Annotated in this window: 13 protein-coding genes; 8 read left to right on the top strand and 5 right to left on the bottom strand. The window is 67.4% G+C overall.

The window, feature by feature from the left end; all coding sequences use genetic code 11:
- Positions 1-76 precede the first annotated feature (76 nt).
- The 5 genes from BW990_RS07820 to BW990_RS07800 all read left to right on the top strand — a co-directional run bounded on the left by BW990_RS07820 (position 77) and on the right by BW990_RS07800 (position 4,260).
- Positions 77-1,111: a hypothetical protein gene (locus BW990_RS07820; RefSeq protein WP_076446733.1), complete on the top strand. Its 1,035-nt coding sequence runs from the start codon at positions 77-79 to the stop codon at positions 1,109-1,111.
- Positions 1,112-1,282: 171 nt separating this feature from the next.
- A complete protein-coding gene (locus tag BW990_RS07815) occupies positions 1,283-1,579 on the top strand; it encodes a virulence factor (protein ID WP_076446730.1) in 297 nt (98 codons plus the stop codon).
- A 28-nt stretch (positions 1,580-1,607) separates the two neighbouring features.
- Entirely contained in the window at positions 1,608-2,528 is a 921-nt protein-coding gene (locus BW990_RS07810; RefSeq protein WP_076446728.1) for a methylenetetrahydrofolate reductase, read from the top strand.
- 11 nt (positions 2,529-2,539) lie between these two features.
- Positions 2,540-3,214, top strand: a complete 675-nt coding sequence (locus BW990_RS07805) for an HAD family hydrolase (RefSeq protein ID WP_076447123.1) — start codon at positions 2,540-2,542, stop codon at positions 3,212-3,214.
- Entirely contained in the window at positions 3,211-4,260 is a 1,050-nt protein-coding gene (locus BW990_RS07800; RefSeq protein WP_076446726.1) for a methyltetrahydrofolate cobalamin methyltransferase, read from the top strand. Before BW990_RS07805 ends, BW990_RS07800 begins: the two co-directional genes overlap by 4 nt.
- Before the next feature lie 739 nt (positions 4,261-4,999).
- Here the strand turns inward: BW990_RS07800 and BW990_RS07795 are convergent.
- The 3 genes from BW990_RS07795 to BW990_RS07785 all read right to left on the bottom strand — a co-directional run bounded on the left by BW990_RS07795 (position 5,000) and on the right by BW990_RS07785 (position 10,961).
- The gene (locus BW990_RS07795) at positions 5,000-6,799 is read right to left on the bottom strand and encodes an NAD(P)/FAD-dependent oxidoreductase (RefSeq protein ID WP_076446724.1); all 1,800 of its coding nucleotides are present in this window, start codon (positions 6,797-6,799) and stop codon (positions 5,000-5,002) included.
- Between the two features lie 97 nt (positions 6,800-6,896).
- Positions 6,897-10,385 carry a transcription-repair coupling factor gene (gene mfd, locus BW990_RS07790; RefSeq protein ID WP_076446723.1) on the bottom strand — a complete coding sequence of 1,163 codons (3,489 nt, stop codon included), beginning with the start codon at positions 10,383-10,385 and terminating at the stop codon, positions 6,897-6,899.
- 48 nt (positions 10,386-10,433) lie between these two features.
- Entirely contained in the window at positions 10,434-10,961 is a 528-nt protein-coding gene (locus BW990_RS07785) for a component of SufBCD complex (RefSeq protein ID WP_076446721.1), read from the bottom strand.
- Between the two features lie 180 nt (positions 10,962-11,141).
- Here BW990_RS07785 and hemB point away from each other — a divergent pair, with 180 nt between their 5' ends.
- The gene (hemB, locus tag BW990_RS07780) at positions 11,142-12,140 is read left to right on the top strand and encodes a porphobilinogen synthase (RefSeq protein WP_076446719.1); all 999 of its coding nucleotides are present in this window, start codon (positions 11,142-11,144) and stop codon (positions 12,138-12,140) included.
- Positions 12,141-12,282: 142 nt separating this feature from the next.
- Positions 12,283-12,840 carry a lipid-binding SYLF domain-containing protein gene (locus BW990_RS07775; RefSeq protein WP_076446717.1) on the top strand — a complete coding sequence of 186 codons (558 nt, stop codon included), beginning with the start codon at positions 12,283-12,285 and terminating at the stop codon, positions 12,838-12,840.
- Positions 12,841-13,330: 490 nt separating this feature from the next.
- Here the strand turns inward: BW990_RS07775 and scpA are convergent, their stop codons facing one another.
- Both scpA and BW990_RS07765 read right to left on the bottom strand, forming a co-directional pair.
- Complete coding sequence (scpA, locus tag BW990_RS07770) at positions 13,331-15,460, bottom strand: methylmalonyl-CoA mutase (RefSeq protein ID WP_076446715.1); 2,130 nt, start codon at positions 15,458-15,460, stop codon at positions 13,331-13,333.
- Positions 15,423-16,343, bottom strand: a complete 921-nt coding sequence (locus tag BW990_RS07765; RefSeq protein WP_076446713.1) for a hypothetical protein — start codon at positions 16,341-16,343, stop codon at positions 15,423-15,425. The genes scpA and BW990_RS07765 overlap by 38 nt, the downstream gene beginning before the upstream one ends.
- Before the next feature lie 140 nt (positions 16,344-16,483).
- On the opposite strand from BW990_RS07765, the gene BW990_RS07760 reads away from it, so the two are divergent.
- A complete protein-coding gene (locus BW990_RS07760; RefSeq protein ID WP_076446711.1) occupies positions 16,484-16,951 on the top strand; it encodes a DUF4174 domain-containing protein in 468 nt (155 codons plus the stop codon).
- Positions 16,952-16,968: the final 17 nt, after the last annotated feature.

The following is a 16,968-nucleotide window of genomic DNA, read 5'->3' as shown; positions in this document are numbered from 1 at the left end:
TCGATTTCAACTTGAGAGAGAGGATAGGCATTCGCGAGCGATCCGGCAATGGGCATGTCACGCTGCAGCCGCATCCATGTCGAAAATCGCAGCGCGCGGCGGGCGGGGCCTTGTGGGCCGCGCGGCGCTTGGCGATCATGCCGCCATGCGCGATGCCGACCCCGATATCCAGCCCGACACGGCCCCTGCGGACAGCCCGGAAAACCCTGCCGGGCGCGGGCTTTACATGCATCTCGGGGTGCATCGCACCGGCACGTCGTCGTTCCAGGAATTCCTCGCGCTCAATCAGGCGGTCCTCGAAGAGGCGGGGTTCAACCTCGCTGTCGCGAACCGCGATTCCGCCACGCTGTCGAGCCTCAAGCTGCGCCTGCCCGACCCGCGGCATTTCCGCCGGAACGATCTGGAGGAGCGGCGCGAATTCCTGCTCGACGAGATCGGCAAGCACCGCATCAACAACGCGCCGCGCACGATCATCTCGGAGGAGAACATCCCCTCGGGCTTCCAGGGGCTCTTCTCCGACCGTCCCTATGGCGCGGCCTATGACCGGCTGCGCTTCATGCGCTTAGAGATGACGCATCCCGTGCGTCGGGTGCTGCTGGTGATCCGGTCCTACGACAGCTTTCTCAAATCGGCCTACCGCAAGCGGTGCGAGTTCCGCCTGATCGACCCGTTCGAAAACTACGTGCCCATGGCCCTCAAGGCCCGGCGCGGCTGGTTCGACCTGGCGGGCGACATCCTGCGCGCGCTGGAGCCCGAGGCGCTCGTGGTGCTGCGCCAGGAAGACCGGCCGCGCCATTCCGAGATGCTGCACCACCTCATCCCCGAAACGCGCGGCCTGCCGCTTCGGGACATCGCGGACCAGGTCAACGTGAGCCCCACCGACGCCGCCTGCCGCGCCATGCAGGCGATCTTCGCCGAGGGCCGCAAGCTCGGTGTCGGCGCCACGCGGCGGCTGATCGCGGATTATGCCGACGACAAGAGCGGGCCGTCGATCGCCGAATTCGCCCCCGAAGACGCGCAGGTTCTCCGCGACCGCTATGCGCGCGACCTGCAGCGGATCGCCCATCTGGCATGCGTCGAGATGCCGGGGGCCGCGGCGCCCGCAACATGAGCCGCCTTCAGCATCGAGGTGAGGGGTTTTCCACTCCCCCGCTGTGGTGATCTCCGCGCGCAGGCTCTATTTATGAAGGACGTCGCGCAGGAGACATCGAGGGTCGAAAATCGACGCCGCGATGCACAGCTCTCGCGTTAGGGAAGCGTTACGGAAAAGGATGAGCCGCACATGCCCGAGGTCACCATCGTCTATTGGCGCGATATCCCCGCCCAGGTGATCGTGGGCAAGGGCCGGCGTGCCGACAAGGTGCAGCTGCCCGAGCGGTTCGAGCAGGCCATCGACCGCGCCGCGATGAAATCGGGCGCGGCCGAGACCGATGCCTATCTCGCCGAATGGCGCAAGGCCGATCCCTATTCCGTGGATGGCACCCCCGCCGAAGTGGCCGCGTCCGAGGCGCGGCGCATCGAGGCGGATTATGATCAGGCCCGGCTGAAGGCGCTGATCGACAATCATGGCCGGGCGTAGATCGTTCGGGCGCGCGACGGAGTTTTTAATGGCCCTGCTTCCCTTCCGCACCAAGACCAGACCCGCCCCGGCCCACGGGGATATCGGCGCGTTCCTCGCGGGACATTCGGTCGAGGTCATGCCCCGCACCGCCGAGAAGATCGAGGATTTCACCGCGCTCTTCGCGCCCGGCACGCGCATCTACATCGCTCATATCGACGGCACCCCGATCGAGGAGATGGTCGCCACCGCACGCCGCCTCGCCCGGGACGGCTTCGCGGTCATGCCGCATTTTCCCGCCCGCATCATCGCCGACAAGGCCATGCTGGCGGACTGGATCGCCCGCTACCAGGACGCGGCGGGCATCACCCAGGGCCTGATCCTCGCAGGCGGCGTGTCCGAGCCCCGGGGCGCATTCGACAGCTCCATGCAATTGCTGGAAACCGGCCTTTTCGACCGCGCGGGCTTCACCCATCTGCACGTGGCGGGCCATCCCGAAGGCAATCGCGACATCGACATCTCGGGCGGCGAAGAGGCCGTCATGGACGCCGCGCGCTGGAAACAGGCCTTCTCCGAGCGTACCGATGCGGCGATGGCCATGGCCACCCAGTTCGCCTTCGAGGCGCAGCCGATCATCGACTGGACCGAGCGGCTTCGGGCCAACGGCGTGCACCTGCCGGTGCATGTGGGGCTTGCCGGGCCTGCCAAGCTGCAGACGCTGATCAAGTTCGCCATCACCTGCGGTGTCGGCCCGTCCCTGCGGGTGCTGCAGAAGCGCGCGATGGATGTCACCAAGCTCGTCCTGCCCTACACGCCCGACGACGTGGCCGCCGATCTCGCCCGGCACAAGACCGCCCACCCGGGCAGCCTGATCGCGGGCGCGCATGTCTTCCCGCTGGGCGGCATCAAGGCGAGCGCGGATTGGGCGGCGGGTCACCTGGGCGCCGCGCCGCACCGCGCCAGCCGCTGATCGGAGACTGCATGCCTGCCGCTTTGCTTTTCGACCTCGACGGGACGCTGATCCATTCCGATCCGATCCATGTCGAGGTCTTCGGCGATCTTTATCGCGAGCGCGGCAGGCCCTTCGAGGCCGCGGATTACTACCGCCACATCCATGGCCGCGAGAACGTCGCGATCTTCTCCGAGGCGTTTCCCGACGAGGACCCGCATGCGCTGTCCGACGAGAAGGAGGCGCGGTTCCGCGACCGGCTCGCCCGCATCGAGGCGCCGATTATGCCCGGCGCGGCGGCGCTCATGACGCGCGCGACAGCGGCGGGCTGGAGCATCGCCATCGTGACCAACGCGCCGCGCGACAACGCCCATGCGATGCTGAGCGCGCTCGGGCTTTCGGACCACGCGCAGGAACTCGTCATCGGCGGCGAATGCGCCCGTGCCAAGCCCGACCCCCTGCCCTACCAGGAGGCGATGCGCCGTCTCGGCGTGACGCCCGACCGCGCCCTCGCCTTCGAGGACAGCCCGTCGGGCGCGCGCGCCGCCCGCGGCTCGGGCGCCTACACGATCGGCATCCGCTCCAGCCTCGACGATCACGCGTTGCGGCAGGCGGGCGCCCATCTGACGCTCGAAGATTTCACCGATCCCGCGCTCGAGCCTGCGCTCGCGCGCCTCACAGACGAAACAGGAGCATATCCCACATGACCCGCACCATCCTCGAGAGCAAGACGAAGACGGCGATCATCGGCTTCGACCAGCCCTTCTGCGTGATCGGCGAGCGGATCAACCCGACGGGCCGCAAGAAACTCGCCGCCGAGCTCGAAGCGGGCGATTTCTCCACCGTCGAGAAGGACGCCGTGGCCCAGGTCGAGGCCGGGGCCACCGTGCTCGATGTCAATGCGGGCGTGGTCTACAATTCGAACCCCAATCCCAACGAGACCGAACCGCCGCTGATGCGCCAGGTGCTGGAACTCGTACAGGGCCTCGTCGACGTGCCGCTTTGCATCGACAGCTCGGTGCCGGCCGCACTCGAGGCAGGCCTCGAAGTGGCCCATGGCCGCCCGCTGGTCAATTCGGTGACCGGCGAGGAAGAACGGCTCGAGCAGATCCTGCCGCTCATCAAGAAGTACAATGTGCCCGTGGTGGCGATCTCGAACGACGATACCGGCATTTCCGAAGACCCCGAAGTGCGGTTCAACGTGGCCAGGAAGATCGTCGAGCGCGCCGCCGATTACGGCATCCCGGCCCATGACATCGTGGTCGATCCGCTGGTCATGCCGGTGGGTGCGATGGGCACGGCGGGCCTGCAGGTCTTCACCCTGGTCCGCCGCCTGCGCGAGGAGCTGGGCGTGAACACGACCTGCGGGGCGTCGAACATCTCCTTCGGCCTGCCCAACCGCCACGGCATCAACAACGCCTTCCTGCCCATGGCCATGGCCAGCGGCATGACGAGCGCCATCATGAACCCCGTCGCCCTGCCCGTGGGCCCCGCCAAGATCGCCGAGAAGCGCGCCGAGGTCGAGGCGGCGGGCATCGCCCTGCCCGCGGACATGGATGACGAGACCTTCTGCCAGCTCTTCGGCCTCGGCTCCACCAAGCCGCGCCCGGGCAAGGAGATGGAGGCCATCCGGGCCGCCAACTTCCTGACCGACAACGATCCCTCGGGCGCGGAATGGATCAAGTTCAACCGCGTGCCCGGCGCCGCCCTCGAAGGCGGCCGCGCCGGAGGCCGCCGCCGCCGCCGCGCCTGACGGGACAACGCGCGGGGGCCCGGTCCCCGCGCGCGCCTGCCGCACTCCCGCGCAACAAAAGCCCGCGCCGCGCCCCATGCCGCGGCGCCCCCGCGCCGCCGCGCCCATTCCACCCACCGGGCGCCGGCCTTCACCGGCCACGGCTCCGGCAGGCCCCGCCGCCGCAACGCGGCCCACGGCAGCGCCCGCTCTCTTGCGCTTGCCTCTTTCCAAATACGTAAACTCCCCCCCGCCGCCGCGCCCACTGCATCCACCGGGCGCCGGCCTTCATTGCCCACGGCTCCCGCAGGCCCCGCCGCCGCATCGCGGCGCACGGCAGCGCCCCTCTCTTGCGCTTGCCTCTTCCCAAATACGTGAAGTCCCTCCGCGCCGCCGCGCCGCGCCCTCCAATCCGGGCGACATCCTTCTCCGCCCAAGGCTTCCGAAGCCGGAACTCCATCCCGGCCCGACCGGACAGCCCCCCCCCCTGCGCTTGCCTCTTTCCAAATACGCAAAATCTCCCTGACCCGCCGCGCCACGCCCCTGATCCGGGCACCCGCCTTCTCCGCCCCGGGCTCGAGACCTCGAGGCCGCCTCGCGGCTCAGGCCCTGCACCCCGCCTGCCTGCTCTTGCCTCTTTCCAAATACGCCTTGCCGTCCGCGCCGCCCGCACACCCGCCCCGGCAGGCGCGCAAAAAACGGGGGGCGACAGCCCCCCGCCGGTCGCCGCGCGCGAGGCGCGGCGAAACCCCTTCCGGGCTTACCCTTTGTGGTGGACTTCCTGCAGCGCGTAGACGGGCGTCTCCAGCCCCTCCATCCGCGCCTTCAGCTGCAGCGCCAGGTAAAGCGAGTAATGCCGCGACTGGTGCAGGTTGCCGCCATGGAACCACAGCGCCTCCTGCTGCGTGGGCTTCCACATGTTGCGCTGCTCGCCCTCCCAGGGTCCGGGATCCTTGGGCGTGTCCGAACCGAGCCCCCAGCATTTGCCGACCTTGTCCGCAACCTCCCGGGAGATCAGGTCCGCCGCCCAGCCGTTCATCGAGCCGTAGCCCGTGGCGAGCACCACAAGATCGGCGGGCAGTTCGGTGCCGTCCTCCAGCACCACGCCGGTCTCGGAGAATTCCTTCACCTGCCCATGGGCGAGCTTGATCTTGCCGTCGATGATGAGCTGGCTCGCGCCCACGTCGATGTAATAGCCCGAGCCCCGCCGCAGGTATTTCATGAAGAGCCCCGAGCCGTCCGCCCCCCAATCGAGCCGGAAACCCGCCTTCTCGAGCCCTTCGTAGAACTCCTTGTCGCGCTCCTTCATCTGTTCGTAGAGCGGGATCTGGAACTCGTGCAGGATGCGGTAGGGCAGCGAGGCGAAGATCATGTCCGCCTTCTCGGTGGTCACGCCGCCCGCGACCGCCTCCTCGGAATAAAGCGCGCCGAGGCCGATATCCATGAGCGTGTCCGAGCGCACGATATGGGTGGTCGAGCGCTGGACCATGGTCACGTCGGCGCCCGCTTCCCAGAGGGCGGCGCAGATATCATGGGCGGAATTGTTCGACCCCACCACGACGCATTTCTTGCCCTTGTAGGCATCGGGGCCGGGATGTTCCGAGGAATGCTGGATCTCGCCCTTGAACCTGTCCTCGCCGGGGAAGGACGGCTTGTTCATCTTGCCCGACATGCCGGTCGCGAGAACCAGCTGCTTGGGGTGCAGCGTGACCTCCTCGCCGTCGCGGTCCACCACCACGGTCCATTCGCCCTTGGCCGCATCGTAAGACGCCGACTTGGCCTCGGTCCTGGCCCAGTAATTCAGCTCCATCACCCGGGTATACATCTCGAGCCAGTCGCCGATCTTGTCCTTCGGGGCGAAGACCGGCCAGTTCTCGGGGAACTTGATATAGGGCAGATGGTCGTACCACACCGGGTCGTGCAGGCAGAGCGACTTGTAGCGGTTGCGCCAGCTGTCGCCGGGGCGGTCGTTCTTCTCGATGATGATCGTCGGCACGCCCAGTTGCCGCAGCCGCGCGCCGAGCGCGATGCCGCCCTGCCCGCCGCCGATGATCAGCGTATAGGGCTGGGTGTCGTAGCCCAGCGTCTGCATCTCCTCCTCGCGCTTCTCGCGCCAGGTCTTCTCGGTCGGGTCGGCCCCGTGCTTGGCCCCGAGCGGGCGGCCGGCGCCCTTGGGCTCCTCGAAGCCCTTCAGCTCGTAAAGCGCGGTCAGCAGCGTCCAGATCTTGCCGTCGCGGATCCGCATCAGGCCTTCGCCGCGTCCCGTGCCGGTTTCGAAATGAATCCAGGCGGTGATGACGCCACCGTCCTCGGCGGGGATTTCGCCCTCCTGGACCCTGAAATCCGACAATCCGGAGGAGGCCAGCTGGTGGTTCAGCATGTCCTCGACCCCGCCCGGGCCTTCGACCGTCTTCAGGTTCCAGGTGACCGCGACCAGATCGCGCCAGAAGCTGTCATCGGTGAACAGCGCCGCCACGGCCTTGGCATCGCCATTGGCGAGTGCCGCGTTCAAATCGTCCAGGACCGCTTGGGTCTGATCGCTTGCAGTTGTATCGAGCATCGACGTTCCTCCCTACGTTGACGTTAGGGAATCTCGCAAACGGGGCCGGGCCGGAGATATGCGACCTAAGTCGGGGGGTGCGGGCCTCCGCGCAGGCTCAGGCCCGGGCCTTTTCCGCCTTGGTCTTGCGCGCCTTCTTCGCGTCGCGCACCTTTTCGGCGAGATCGCGGGCGATGGCGAAGGCACCCTGGATCTTGTCGCGGTCGGCCTTCCAGTCGCGGCGCACCACGATCTTGTTGTCCTTGACCTTGGCCAAGCCCTTCTGGGCGTTGAGGAAATCCATCAGCCCTTCGGGTGCCGCGAACTTGTCGTTATGGAACTGGATCGTGGCCCCTTTCGGCCCGCCATCGAGCTTGGAGATGCCCGCGCGCTTGCACATGGCCTTGATGCGCACGATGAGCAGCAGCGTGTTCACCTCCTTCGGCAGCTTGCCGAAGCGGTCGATCAGCTCCGCGGCGAAGCCCTCGAGCTCCACCTTGGTGGTCAGCGAGGACAGGCGGCGATAGAGCCCGAGCCGCACGTCGAGGTCGGGCACGTAATCCTCGGGGATCATCACCGTCACGCCGAGATTGATCTGCGGCGACCATTGTTCGTCGAAATCCTGGAGGCCCTCGGTCTCGCCCGAGCGGATCTTGGCAATCGCTTCTTCCAGCATCGACTGGTACAACTCGTAGCCCACATCGCGCATCTGGCCCGATTGCTCTTCGCCCAGAAGGTTGCCGGCGCCACGGATATCGAGGTCCTGGCTCGCCAGCGTGAAGCCCGCCCCCAGCGTGTCGAGCGAGGACAGGACCCGCAGACGCTTTTCCGCCGTGGCGGTCAGCTTGGCGCGCGGTTTTGTCGTCAGATAGGCATAGGCGCGCGTCTTGGCGCGGCCCACGCGGCCCCGGATCTGATACAGCTGCGCCAGCCCGAACATGTCGGCGCGGTGCACGACCATCGTGTTCGCGGTGGGGATATCGAGGCCCGATTCGACGATGGTGGTGGCCAGAAGCACGTCGTACTTGCCGTCGTAGAAGGCGTTCATCCGGTCATCGAGCTCACCGGCGGCCATCTGGCCATGGGCCACGACGTAGGACAGCTCCGGCAGCTGCTCGCGCAGAAACTCCTCGATCTCGGGCAGGTCGGCGATGCGCGGGCAGACATAGAAGCTCTGCCCGCCGCGATAATGCTCGCGCAGCAGCGCCTCGCGCAGCGTCACCGCGTCGAACTCGCTGACATAGGTGCGAATGGCGAGGCGATCGACGGGCGGCGTGCCGATGATCGACAGGTCCCGCACGCCCGAAAGCGAGAGTTGCAGCGTGCGCGGAATGGGCGTCGCGGTCAGCGTCAGCACGTGCACGTCCGAACGCAGCGCCTTCAGCCGTTCCTTGTGGGCGACGCCGAAATGCTGCTCCTCGTCCACGATCACGAGGCCGAGATTCTGGAACTTCACTGATTTCGACAGAAGCGCATGGGTGCCCACGACGATGTCCACGGTGCCCTTCTGCAGGCCCTCGCGCGTGGTATTGGCGTCCTTCTGGCTGACGAAGCGCGACAGGGGCCGCACCTCCAGCGGAAAGCCGCGGAAGCGTTCGGCGAAGTTCTTGTAATGCTGCCGCGCGAGCAGCGTGGTCGGCGCGATCACCGCGACCTGCACGCCCGACATGGCGGCGATGAAGGCCGCGCGCAGGGCCACTTCGGTCTTGCCGAAGCCCACATCGCCGCAGATCAGCCGGTCCATGGGCTGGCCGCTGGTCATGTCGGCGATCACGTCCTCGATGGCGCGCTGCTGGTCGTCGGTCTCCTGGTACGGAAAGCGGGCAAGGAAGGCGTCCCAAGCACCCTGCGGCGGGTCCAGCACCGGCGCTTTGCGCAGCGCACGTTCGGCGGCGATGCGGATCAGCCGGTCGGCCATCTCCTTGATGCGCTCTTTCAGCTTGGCCTTCTTGGCCTGCCACGCGCCGCCGCCCAGCTTGTCGAGCAGCCCCTCCTCGTGGCCGTAGCGCGACAGAAGCTCGATGTTCTCGACCGGAAGGTAAAGCCGCGCGCCCTCGGCATATTCCAGCGTCAGGCATTCATGGGCGGCGTTGGTGACCTCGATCACCTCCATCCCCTGGAAGCGCCCGATGCCGTGGTCCACATGCACCACGAGATCGCCGGGACTGAGCGATTGCACCTCGGTCAGGAAATTCTCCGCCCGGCGGCGTTTCTTTGGGGCGCGGATCAGCCGGTCGCCCAGCACGTCCTGTTCGGAGATGAAGGTCGCGCGGCCCTCGCCGAAGGGGCCTTCGAAGCCGTGCTCCAGCGCCCAGACGGCAACGTAAAGCCCGCGCTTGCCGATGCGGGTGCCGTTCTCGATCTCGATGACCTCGCCGAGACCCTCATCCTCGATGAGGCCCGTCAGCCGTTCCCGCGCGCCTTCCGAATAGGACGCGATGACCACCGGTCCATCTTCGAGCTTTTTCTTAACATGTCCCGCCAAGCTGCCGAAAAGACTGATGCTTTCCTGCTGCCGCTCGGGCGAGAAATTGCGCCCGAGCCGGCCGCCGGCATCCGCCGTGTTGGGCCCCGAGGCCTGCGGCAGAGGCGAGAACTGCACCTGCCGGCGGCCCGCGACCGCGGCGTCCCAGGCCGCCTCGTCGAGATAGAGCAGGCCCGGCGGCGCGGGTTTGTAGACCGAATCCAGCCGTTTCTTTTCCTGCAGGGCGAGGCGGCGGGTCTCGTATTGATCGGCGATCTGGTCCCAGCGCGCGATCCGCGCGGGCGTGCTCTGATCGTCGAGCAGCACCGGTGCGCCCGGCAGGTAGTCGAACAGGGTCTCCAGCCGCTCGTGGAAGAACGGCAGCCAATGCTCGATGCCCTGGTGCTTGCGGCCGGCGCTCACCGCCTCGTAGAGCGGATCGTCGGTGCCCGCGGCGCCGAACTCGATGCGGTAATTCTGCCGGAAGCGGGTGATCGCGGCCTCGTCGAGGATGACCTCGGAGACCGGCGCGAATTCCACCGCCGAAAGCTTGTCGGTGGTGCGCTGGGTCGCGGGATCGAAGCGCCGCGCCCCGTCCAGCACGTCGCCGAAGAGATCGAGCCGGACCGGCCCGCCCTCGCCCGGCGGATAGACGTCGATGATGCCGCCACGGATGGCGTAATCGCCGGGCTCCATCACCGTGGGGGCCTGGCTGAAGCCCATGCGAACGAGGAAGGTGCGCAGCGCCTCCTCGTCGATGCGGCTGCCGACCGTGGCGGTAAAGGCGGCCTCGCGCAGCACCTCGCGCGCGGGCAGGCGCTGGGTCGCAGCGTTCAGCGTCGTCAGCAGGACGAACCGCCGGGGCATGTCATGGACGAGCCCCGCCAGCGTCGCCATGCGCGCGGCGGAGATATCGGCATTGGGCGAGACCCGGTCGTAAGGCAGGCAATCCCAGGCCGGAAACGAGAGGACGGGCATGTCCGGGGCGAAGAAGGCCAGCGCCTCGGCCATGCGCGTGAGCCGCTTATCGTCGCGCGCCACGAAAATGACCGGGCCTTCGGCCTTCGCCACCTCGCGAAGCACCAGCGTGGCGTCGAAGCCTTCCGGCGCGCCGCCCATCTTGATCTGTGTGTCACCTGCCATGGGGTGGGCAAATGGCCCGGCCCGCGGTCTGCGTCAAGTCACCGACGCTCAGCCGCCGAAAGGACCGACCGACATGTTCCGGTACATGCCCCACAGCGCCGTGATGAAGATCGACACCATGCCGATGGCCTGCACCGCGACCCGGTGGCGCGAAAGGCGGCGGCGCAGGTCGGGCCCCTTCAGCGCGCCTTCGCGGATCAGGCCGGCGGTGCGCGTGCTCAGAAGCGCCACCAGGGACATGGGCATGCCCAGCAGAAACAGCGCCTGGGCAAGCTCCACGCCGAAGCCGAAGCCCGAAATGGCGAGCATGGACAGCACAAACGCGCCGAGCCCGGTCAGCCAGAGCCCCGCCTCGGCGGCGATGAACAGGATGCGGTTGGCGTTGATGCGCACCAGATCCTCGAGGTCGATCTCGGCCTGGCCGCCGTTCTTGGCGGCGCGGCTGACCATGTCGAAGGGCACGCCCAGCACCCAGTGACTGGCCGAGGACCACATCACCGCCAGCGCGATCCAGAACCACAGGTTCGAGAAGGATCGCATGTCGATGACTTCGAAGACTTTGAGATGCCAGTCCAAAGCAGGCTCCGACCCATGGATGTTCCGGCCTTGTCTAGCGCCCGATGCGGGGCTTGCCCAGAGGGAGCGGGCGCAGGGCCGCGATGAGTGTGGCCGCGGCGCAGGTCCGGCGCGGGGCTGGACTTGGCCGCCCCGAGCGGACATCAAGAGCGGGCAGAGTTCCAGACCGAAAGCCCGCCCATGCAGCCCCTCCACGCCCCCTTCCCCGCCACCCGGTTCCGCCGCACCCGCAAGTCGCCCGCCCTGCGCGCGCTGGTGGCCGAAACCACGCTCGCGCCGTCGGATTTCATCTGGCCGGTCTTCGTGCGCGACGGCGAGGACGTGGCGGAGCCCATCGCCTCGATGCCGGGGGTGAACCGGCTGTCGGTGGACCGCGTGGTCGCCGCCGCCCGCGAGGCCCATTCCCTGGGCATTCCGGCGATCTGCCTCTTTCCCTATACCGATCCGGCGCTCAAGACCGCCGATTGCGCCGAGGCCTGGAACCCCGAGAACCTGTCGAACCGGGCCACCCGCGCGATCAAGGAGGCGGTGCCGGACATCGCGGTGATGACCGACGTGGCGCTCGACCCCTACAATATCGACGGCCATGACGGCTTCGTCGAGGACGGGGTGATCGTCAACGACCGCACCGTCGAGGCGCTGGTGAAACAGACGCTGAGCCAGGCGCGCGCGGGGGCCGACATCATCGGGCCCTCGGACATGATGGACGGACGGATCGGCGCGATGCGCGCCGCACTCGAGGCCGAGGGCTTCGATACCGTCTGCATCCTGTCCTATGCGGCGAAATACGCCTCGGCCTTTTACGGGCCCTTCCGCGACGCGGTGGGCGCCTCGGGCGCGCTCAAGGGCGACAAGACCACCTACCAGATGAACCCGGCCAATGGCGACGAGGCGCTGCGGCTCGTCGCGCGCGATCTGTCGGAAGGGGCGGACATGGTGATGGTCAAGCCCGGCATGGCCTATCTCGACATCTGCGCGCGCGTGAAGGAAGCCTTCGGCGCGCCCACCTTCGCCTACCAGGTGTCGGGCGAATACGCGATGCTGAGCGGCGCCGCGGAACGCGGCTGGCTCGACGGAGAGCGGGTGATGATGGAAAGCCTGATGGCCTTCCGCCGCGCGGGCTGCGACGGCATCCTGACCTATTTCGCGCCGGCAGCCGCGAAACTCCTCAACGGATAGCGGTTTCACGCCGAAAGCGCCCAATATCGGGTGACATTTCCGCCCATGGGCGGTAGTTTGCGCATCAACCGGCGGCAGACCGGCTGCGGGCAGCGCCCGACATATCAGGCACGAGATCAGGCACAAAACAAAGAGCGGTACAATGACACAACTGACCCGACGCGGCTTCACCCTGGCGCTTGGCGCCACGGGGCTGACAGCCGCCTGCAACAACGGCGTGGGCACGAACAATGCCGCCGTCATCGACGCGCGCGTGGATTCGACGCTGGCCACCCTCTACCGGACCTATCCCGGCACGACCCAGCTGCGCGACAAGTCCTCGGGCATCCTGGTGATGCCGCTGGTGACCGAGGCCGGGCTCGGCTTCGGCGGCGCCTTCGGACGCGGGGCGCTGCGCGTGGGCGGCGTGACGGTGGATTACTATTCGGTCGCCAAGGCCTCGGGGGGATTGCAGATCGGCGCGCAGCAATACGCCCATGTGCTGTTCTTCATGACCCAGGAATCGCTGATGAATTTCCGCCGTTCGCCGGGCTGGTCGGCGGGCGCCAACGTGGAATACGCGATCCCCGAAGGCGGCGAGACGCTGGCCGCGGAGACGCTGACCTCGACCGCACCGGTCATCGCGGTGGTGTTCGGCCAGGCGGGCCTGCGGCTTGGCGCGACGCTCGAAGGCTCGAAATACACCCGCATCATTCCCTGATCCGGCGGCGCGGGCGCATAGCGCCCGCCCATGTCTGGCCCGATGAAGCGGGGCTTCATCGGGCAGGCCAGAGGGCGCTGCCCTCTCTTGGCCGCAAGCGGCCAATCCACTCCCGGGCGACGTTTCGGAAAGATGAAGCCAGGGGCCGCGCATCCCCGATCGGGGCTTCGGCGCGCCATTCTTTATGGATCGTAAACCATTGCGTGCAAGCCTGAGGCCGCATGGCAGGGTGGCGACCCGAGCCCTGTGAAAGGTGAAGCCCCGCGCCGCCCAGAGGCGGCCTTGAAACCGATAGACGCGGCGGCGCGGGGTGGACCGACCGGATGATCGCGGCGCCGGTCAAGTGCGACTTGTTTGCCGGACCTCGGACCCGGCGCCGGCCGCCCGGGACCGGCTACGGAAAGAGCGTGCCGCGCCCTGTGCTTCACCTTTCCGAAAAAACGTTCTTCCGGCGACCGGCCGCCATTTGCCCGACGGCCGGCAAGGGCGCTCAGGCGCGCGCTGCGCGGATGAGCTTAAGGATGTCCTGCGCGGCCTCGGGGATGTTCGTGCCCGGCCCGAAGATCGCCTTCACCCCCGCCTTCTTCAGGAAGTCGTAATCCTGCTGCGGGATGACGCCGCCGCAGATCACCAGGATCTCGTCCGCGCCTTCGGCCTTCAGCGCCTCGATCAGCTGCGGTGCCAGCGTCTTGTGGCCCGCCGCCTGCGACGAGATGCCGATGACGTGCACATCGTTGTCGATGGCGTCCTGCGCAGCCTCTTCGGGGGTCTGGAACAAGGGTCCCACATCCACGTCGAAGCCGATATCGGCGAAGGCCGTGGCGATCACCTTGGCCCCGCGGTCATGCCCGTCCTGGCCCATTTTCACGACCAGCATGCGCGGGCGCCGGCCCTCTTGCTCGGCGAAATCCTCCACCGATTTCTGGATCGCGGCGAAGCCTTCGTCGCCCTCATAGGCCGCGCCGTAGACACCCGCCAGCGTCTTCACCTCGGCGCGGTGGCGCCCGAATACCTTTTCCATGGCCATCGAGATCTCTCCCACGCTGGCGCGCGCGCGCGCTGCCTCAACCGCTGCCTCGAGAAGATTGCCGCCCTCTTTCGCGCGGCGTTCCAGTTCCGCCAGCGCCGCATCGCAGGCGGCCTGGTCGCGGCTGGCGCGGATGCGTTCGAGGGCCGCGACCTGGCTGTCGCGGACCTTGGCATTGTCGATATCGAGAATGTCGAGATCGTCTTCCTTGGCCAGCCGGTACTTGTTCACGCCGACGATCACGTCCTCGCCGCGGTCGATCTTGGCCTGGCGCTGCGCCGCGGCCTCCTCGATCCGGAGCTTGGGCATGCCCGACTCGACGGCCTTGGTCATGCCGCCCATCTCATCCACCTCCTCGATCATGGCCCAGGCGGCCTCGGCCAGATCGTGGGTCAGCTTCTCCACGTAATAGGAGCCCGCGAGCGGATCGACCACATTGGTCACGCCAGTCTCTTCCTGCAGGATGAGCTGCGTGTTCCGCGCGATGCGGGCGGAGAAATCGGTGGGCAGGGCCATCGCCTCGTCGAGCGCGTTGGTGTGCAGCGATTGCGTGCCGCCGAGGACCGCCGACATCGCCTCGTAGGCGGTGCGGATGACGTTGTTGTAGGGGTCCTGTTCGGCGAGGCTGACACCGCTCGTCTGGCAATGAGTGCGCAGCATCTTCGAGCGGGGGTTCTTCGCGCCGAGATCGGTCATGATCCGGTGCCAGAGCATGCGCGCCGCGCGCAGTTTCGCGGCCTCCATGAAAAAGTTCTTGCCGATGGCGAAGAAGAACGACAGCCGGCCCGCGAACTTATCGATATCCATGCCGCGATCAACCGCGGCCTTCACGTATTCCTTGCCGTCGGCAAGCGTGAAGGCGAGCTCCTGCACGAGGTTCGCCCCGGCCTCCTGCATGTGGTAGCCGGAAATCGAGATCGAGTTGAATTTCGGCATTTCCGCCGAGGTGTATTCGATGATATCCGCGATGATCCGCATCGAAGGCTCGGGCGGGTAGATGTAGGTGTTGCGGACCATGAACTCCTTCAGGATGTCGTTCTGGATCGTGCCCGACAGGAGCGCGCGATCATGGCCCTGCTCTTCGCCGGTGACGATGAAGCTCGCCAGGACCGGGATCACCGCGCCGTTCATCGTCATCGAGACCGAGACCTGATCAAGCGGGATGCCGTCGAAGAGCACCTTCATGTCCTCGACCGAATCGATCGCGACACCGGCCTTGCCCACATCGCCGACCACGCGCGGATGGTCGCTGTCATATCCGCGATGGGTGGCCAGATCGAAGGCCACCGAGACGCCCTGCTGCCCTGCATCGAGCGCGCGGCGGTAGAAGCGGTTGCTCTCCTCCGCCGTCGAGAAGCCCGCATATTGCCGGATGGTCCAGGGCCGGCCCGCATACATCGTGGCCTTCACGCCGCGGGTGAACGGCTCCAGCCCCGGGACGGAGCCCAGATGCGGCAGGTCCTTCACATCCTCTTCGGTATAGAGCGGCTTGATGTCGATGCCTTCGAGCGTGTGCCAGGTCAGGCTGTCGAGGCTGCGGCCCTTCAGTTCCTTCTCAGCCAGCGCCCGCCAATCGTCGGTGGTCGGTTTCATCGGTCGGTCCTCTTGCTTGCGCCGCGGGCAGCCCGGTCTTCGCCGGTTCGGCCCCCTCGGGCGCGTCCTCGTAGCGCGCAAGGCCCATGGCCCCGGCGCGCAGCCAGTAGATATCGTCCTGATAGGTCTCGCGCAGGGCGGCGGCCTGATCGGGCAGGAAGGGCATCCAGCGTCCCTCTCCGAAGCCGAGCGCCATGGCAGGTTCCCCCCGGTCGGTCAGCACGCACCTGAGCGTGGCGAGATCCGGCGCGCGGTTCACCCAGGGCCTGAGCCCGTCGCGGGGCACCTGTGCCAGCCCGGTCATCGCCGCGAGCAGCCGGTCTGGCTGGCCCGCGAACCGTTCGAAAGGCGTCACGGTGATCTCGGTCTCGGGCAAAGCCGCGGCCATGTCCTCGATCACGCCACGCCAGCCCCGCGCGCTTTGCACCATGGCCTGCAGCCCCTCGGTCCGGGGCAGCGGCATGCCGCGCGGCAGGCAGAAGGCCAGCGCCGAGGCCCAGTAGAGATCGAGCGCGCGGATCTGCAGATGCGCCCGTTTCACCGGGCCGAAGGCCGCGCGGAACCGCGCCAGCCGTTCGCCGATATCGGGATAGAGGTCGGCGCGCGCGATGTTGCGGCGCATCGTGCCGATCATGTTCTCGTCCGAGATCACCAGCCTCGCCGCGCCGCGCTGCGCCGCCCCGGCAAGCGCCAGCTGGACGCGGCCCCGGTCCCGGTCGCGGGCATCGCGGCTGTCGATGCGGTGGAACAGGCCCTTGCGCGTCCGGCCCGGCCCCCAGAAGCCCGTGCCTTGCCTGTTCAGCTCCGCGCCGACGCTGCGCATGTAGCGCTGGAAGCTGGTCGAGGCGCTGCGATGCGCCCCGAGATGCAGGATGATGTCCATGGTCCGCGCCCGTCCTTGCCGCTGCTTTCGGGCGATATTCTAGGGCCTGAGACGTTATCCCCTGATTAATTGCCGATATTTTGATGTTCGCGGTCGAACGAGCATTAGAAATGCGGCCGATCCCGCATATATCTGCAAACATGAAAAGATTATTGACCACGTTGGCGCTCGTCGCCGCGCTGCCCGCCTTCTCCGCCACGTCGGTCCTTGCCGCCGATGGCGCCGCGACCGAAGACGAACCCGGCCTGATCCAGAGCGCCGAGGGTCGCAGCCTCGAGGAATTCCGCTGGCTCAAGCGGCCGCTGGTCGTGTTCGCCGATAACGCCGCCGATCCCCGGTATGTCCAGCAGATGCAGTTCATCACCGACCGCATGGACGCGCTGGAGGGGCGGGACGTGATCGTGCTGACCGATACCGATCCCGCCGCCGACGGTGCGATCCGGCGCGAATTGCGCCCGCGGGGCTTCATGCTGGTGCTGATCGCCAAGGACGGCACCCGCGTGCTGCGCAAGCCCTTCCCGTGGGATGTGCGCGAGTTGTCGCGGTCGATCGACAAGCTGCCGGCGCGCCAGCAGGAAATCCGCGACCAGCAGGGCACGACGCGGTAGCGGGCCGGCGCGCATCG

This window comes from Roseivivax lentus (assembly GCF_900156805.1).
GTDB classification, from domain to species: Bacteria; Pseudomonadota; Alphaproteobacteria; order Rhodobacterales; family Rhodobacteraceae; genus Roseivivax; species Roseivivax lentus.
Note: the sequence above shows the minus strand (reverse complement) of the source record. Positions and strands in the feature narration are given on the sequence as shown.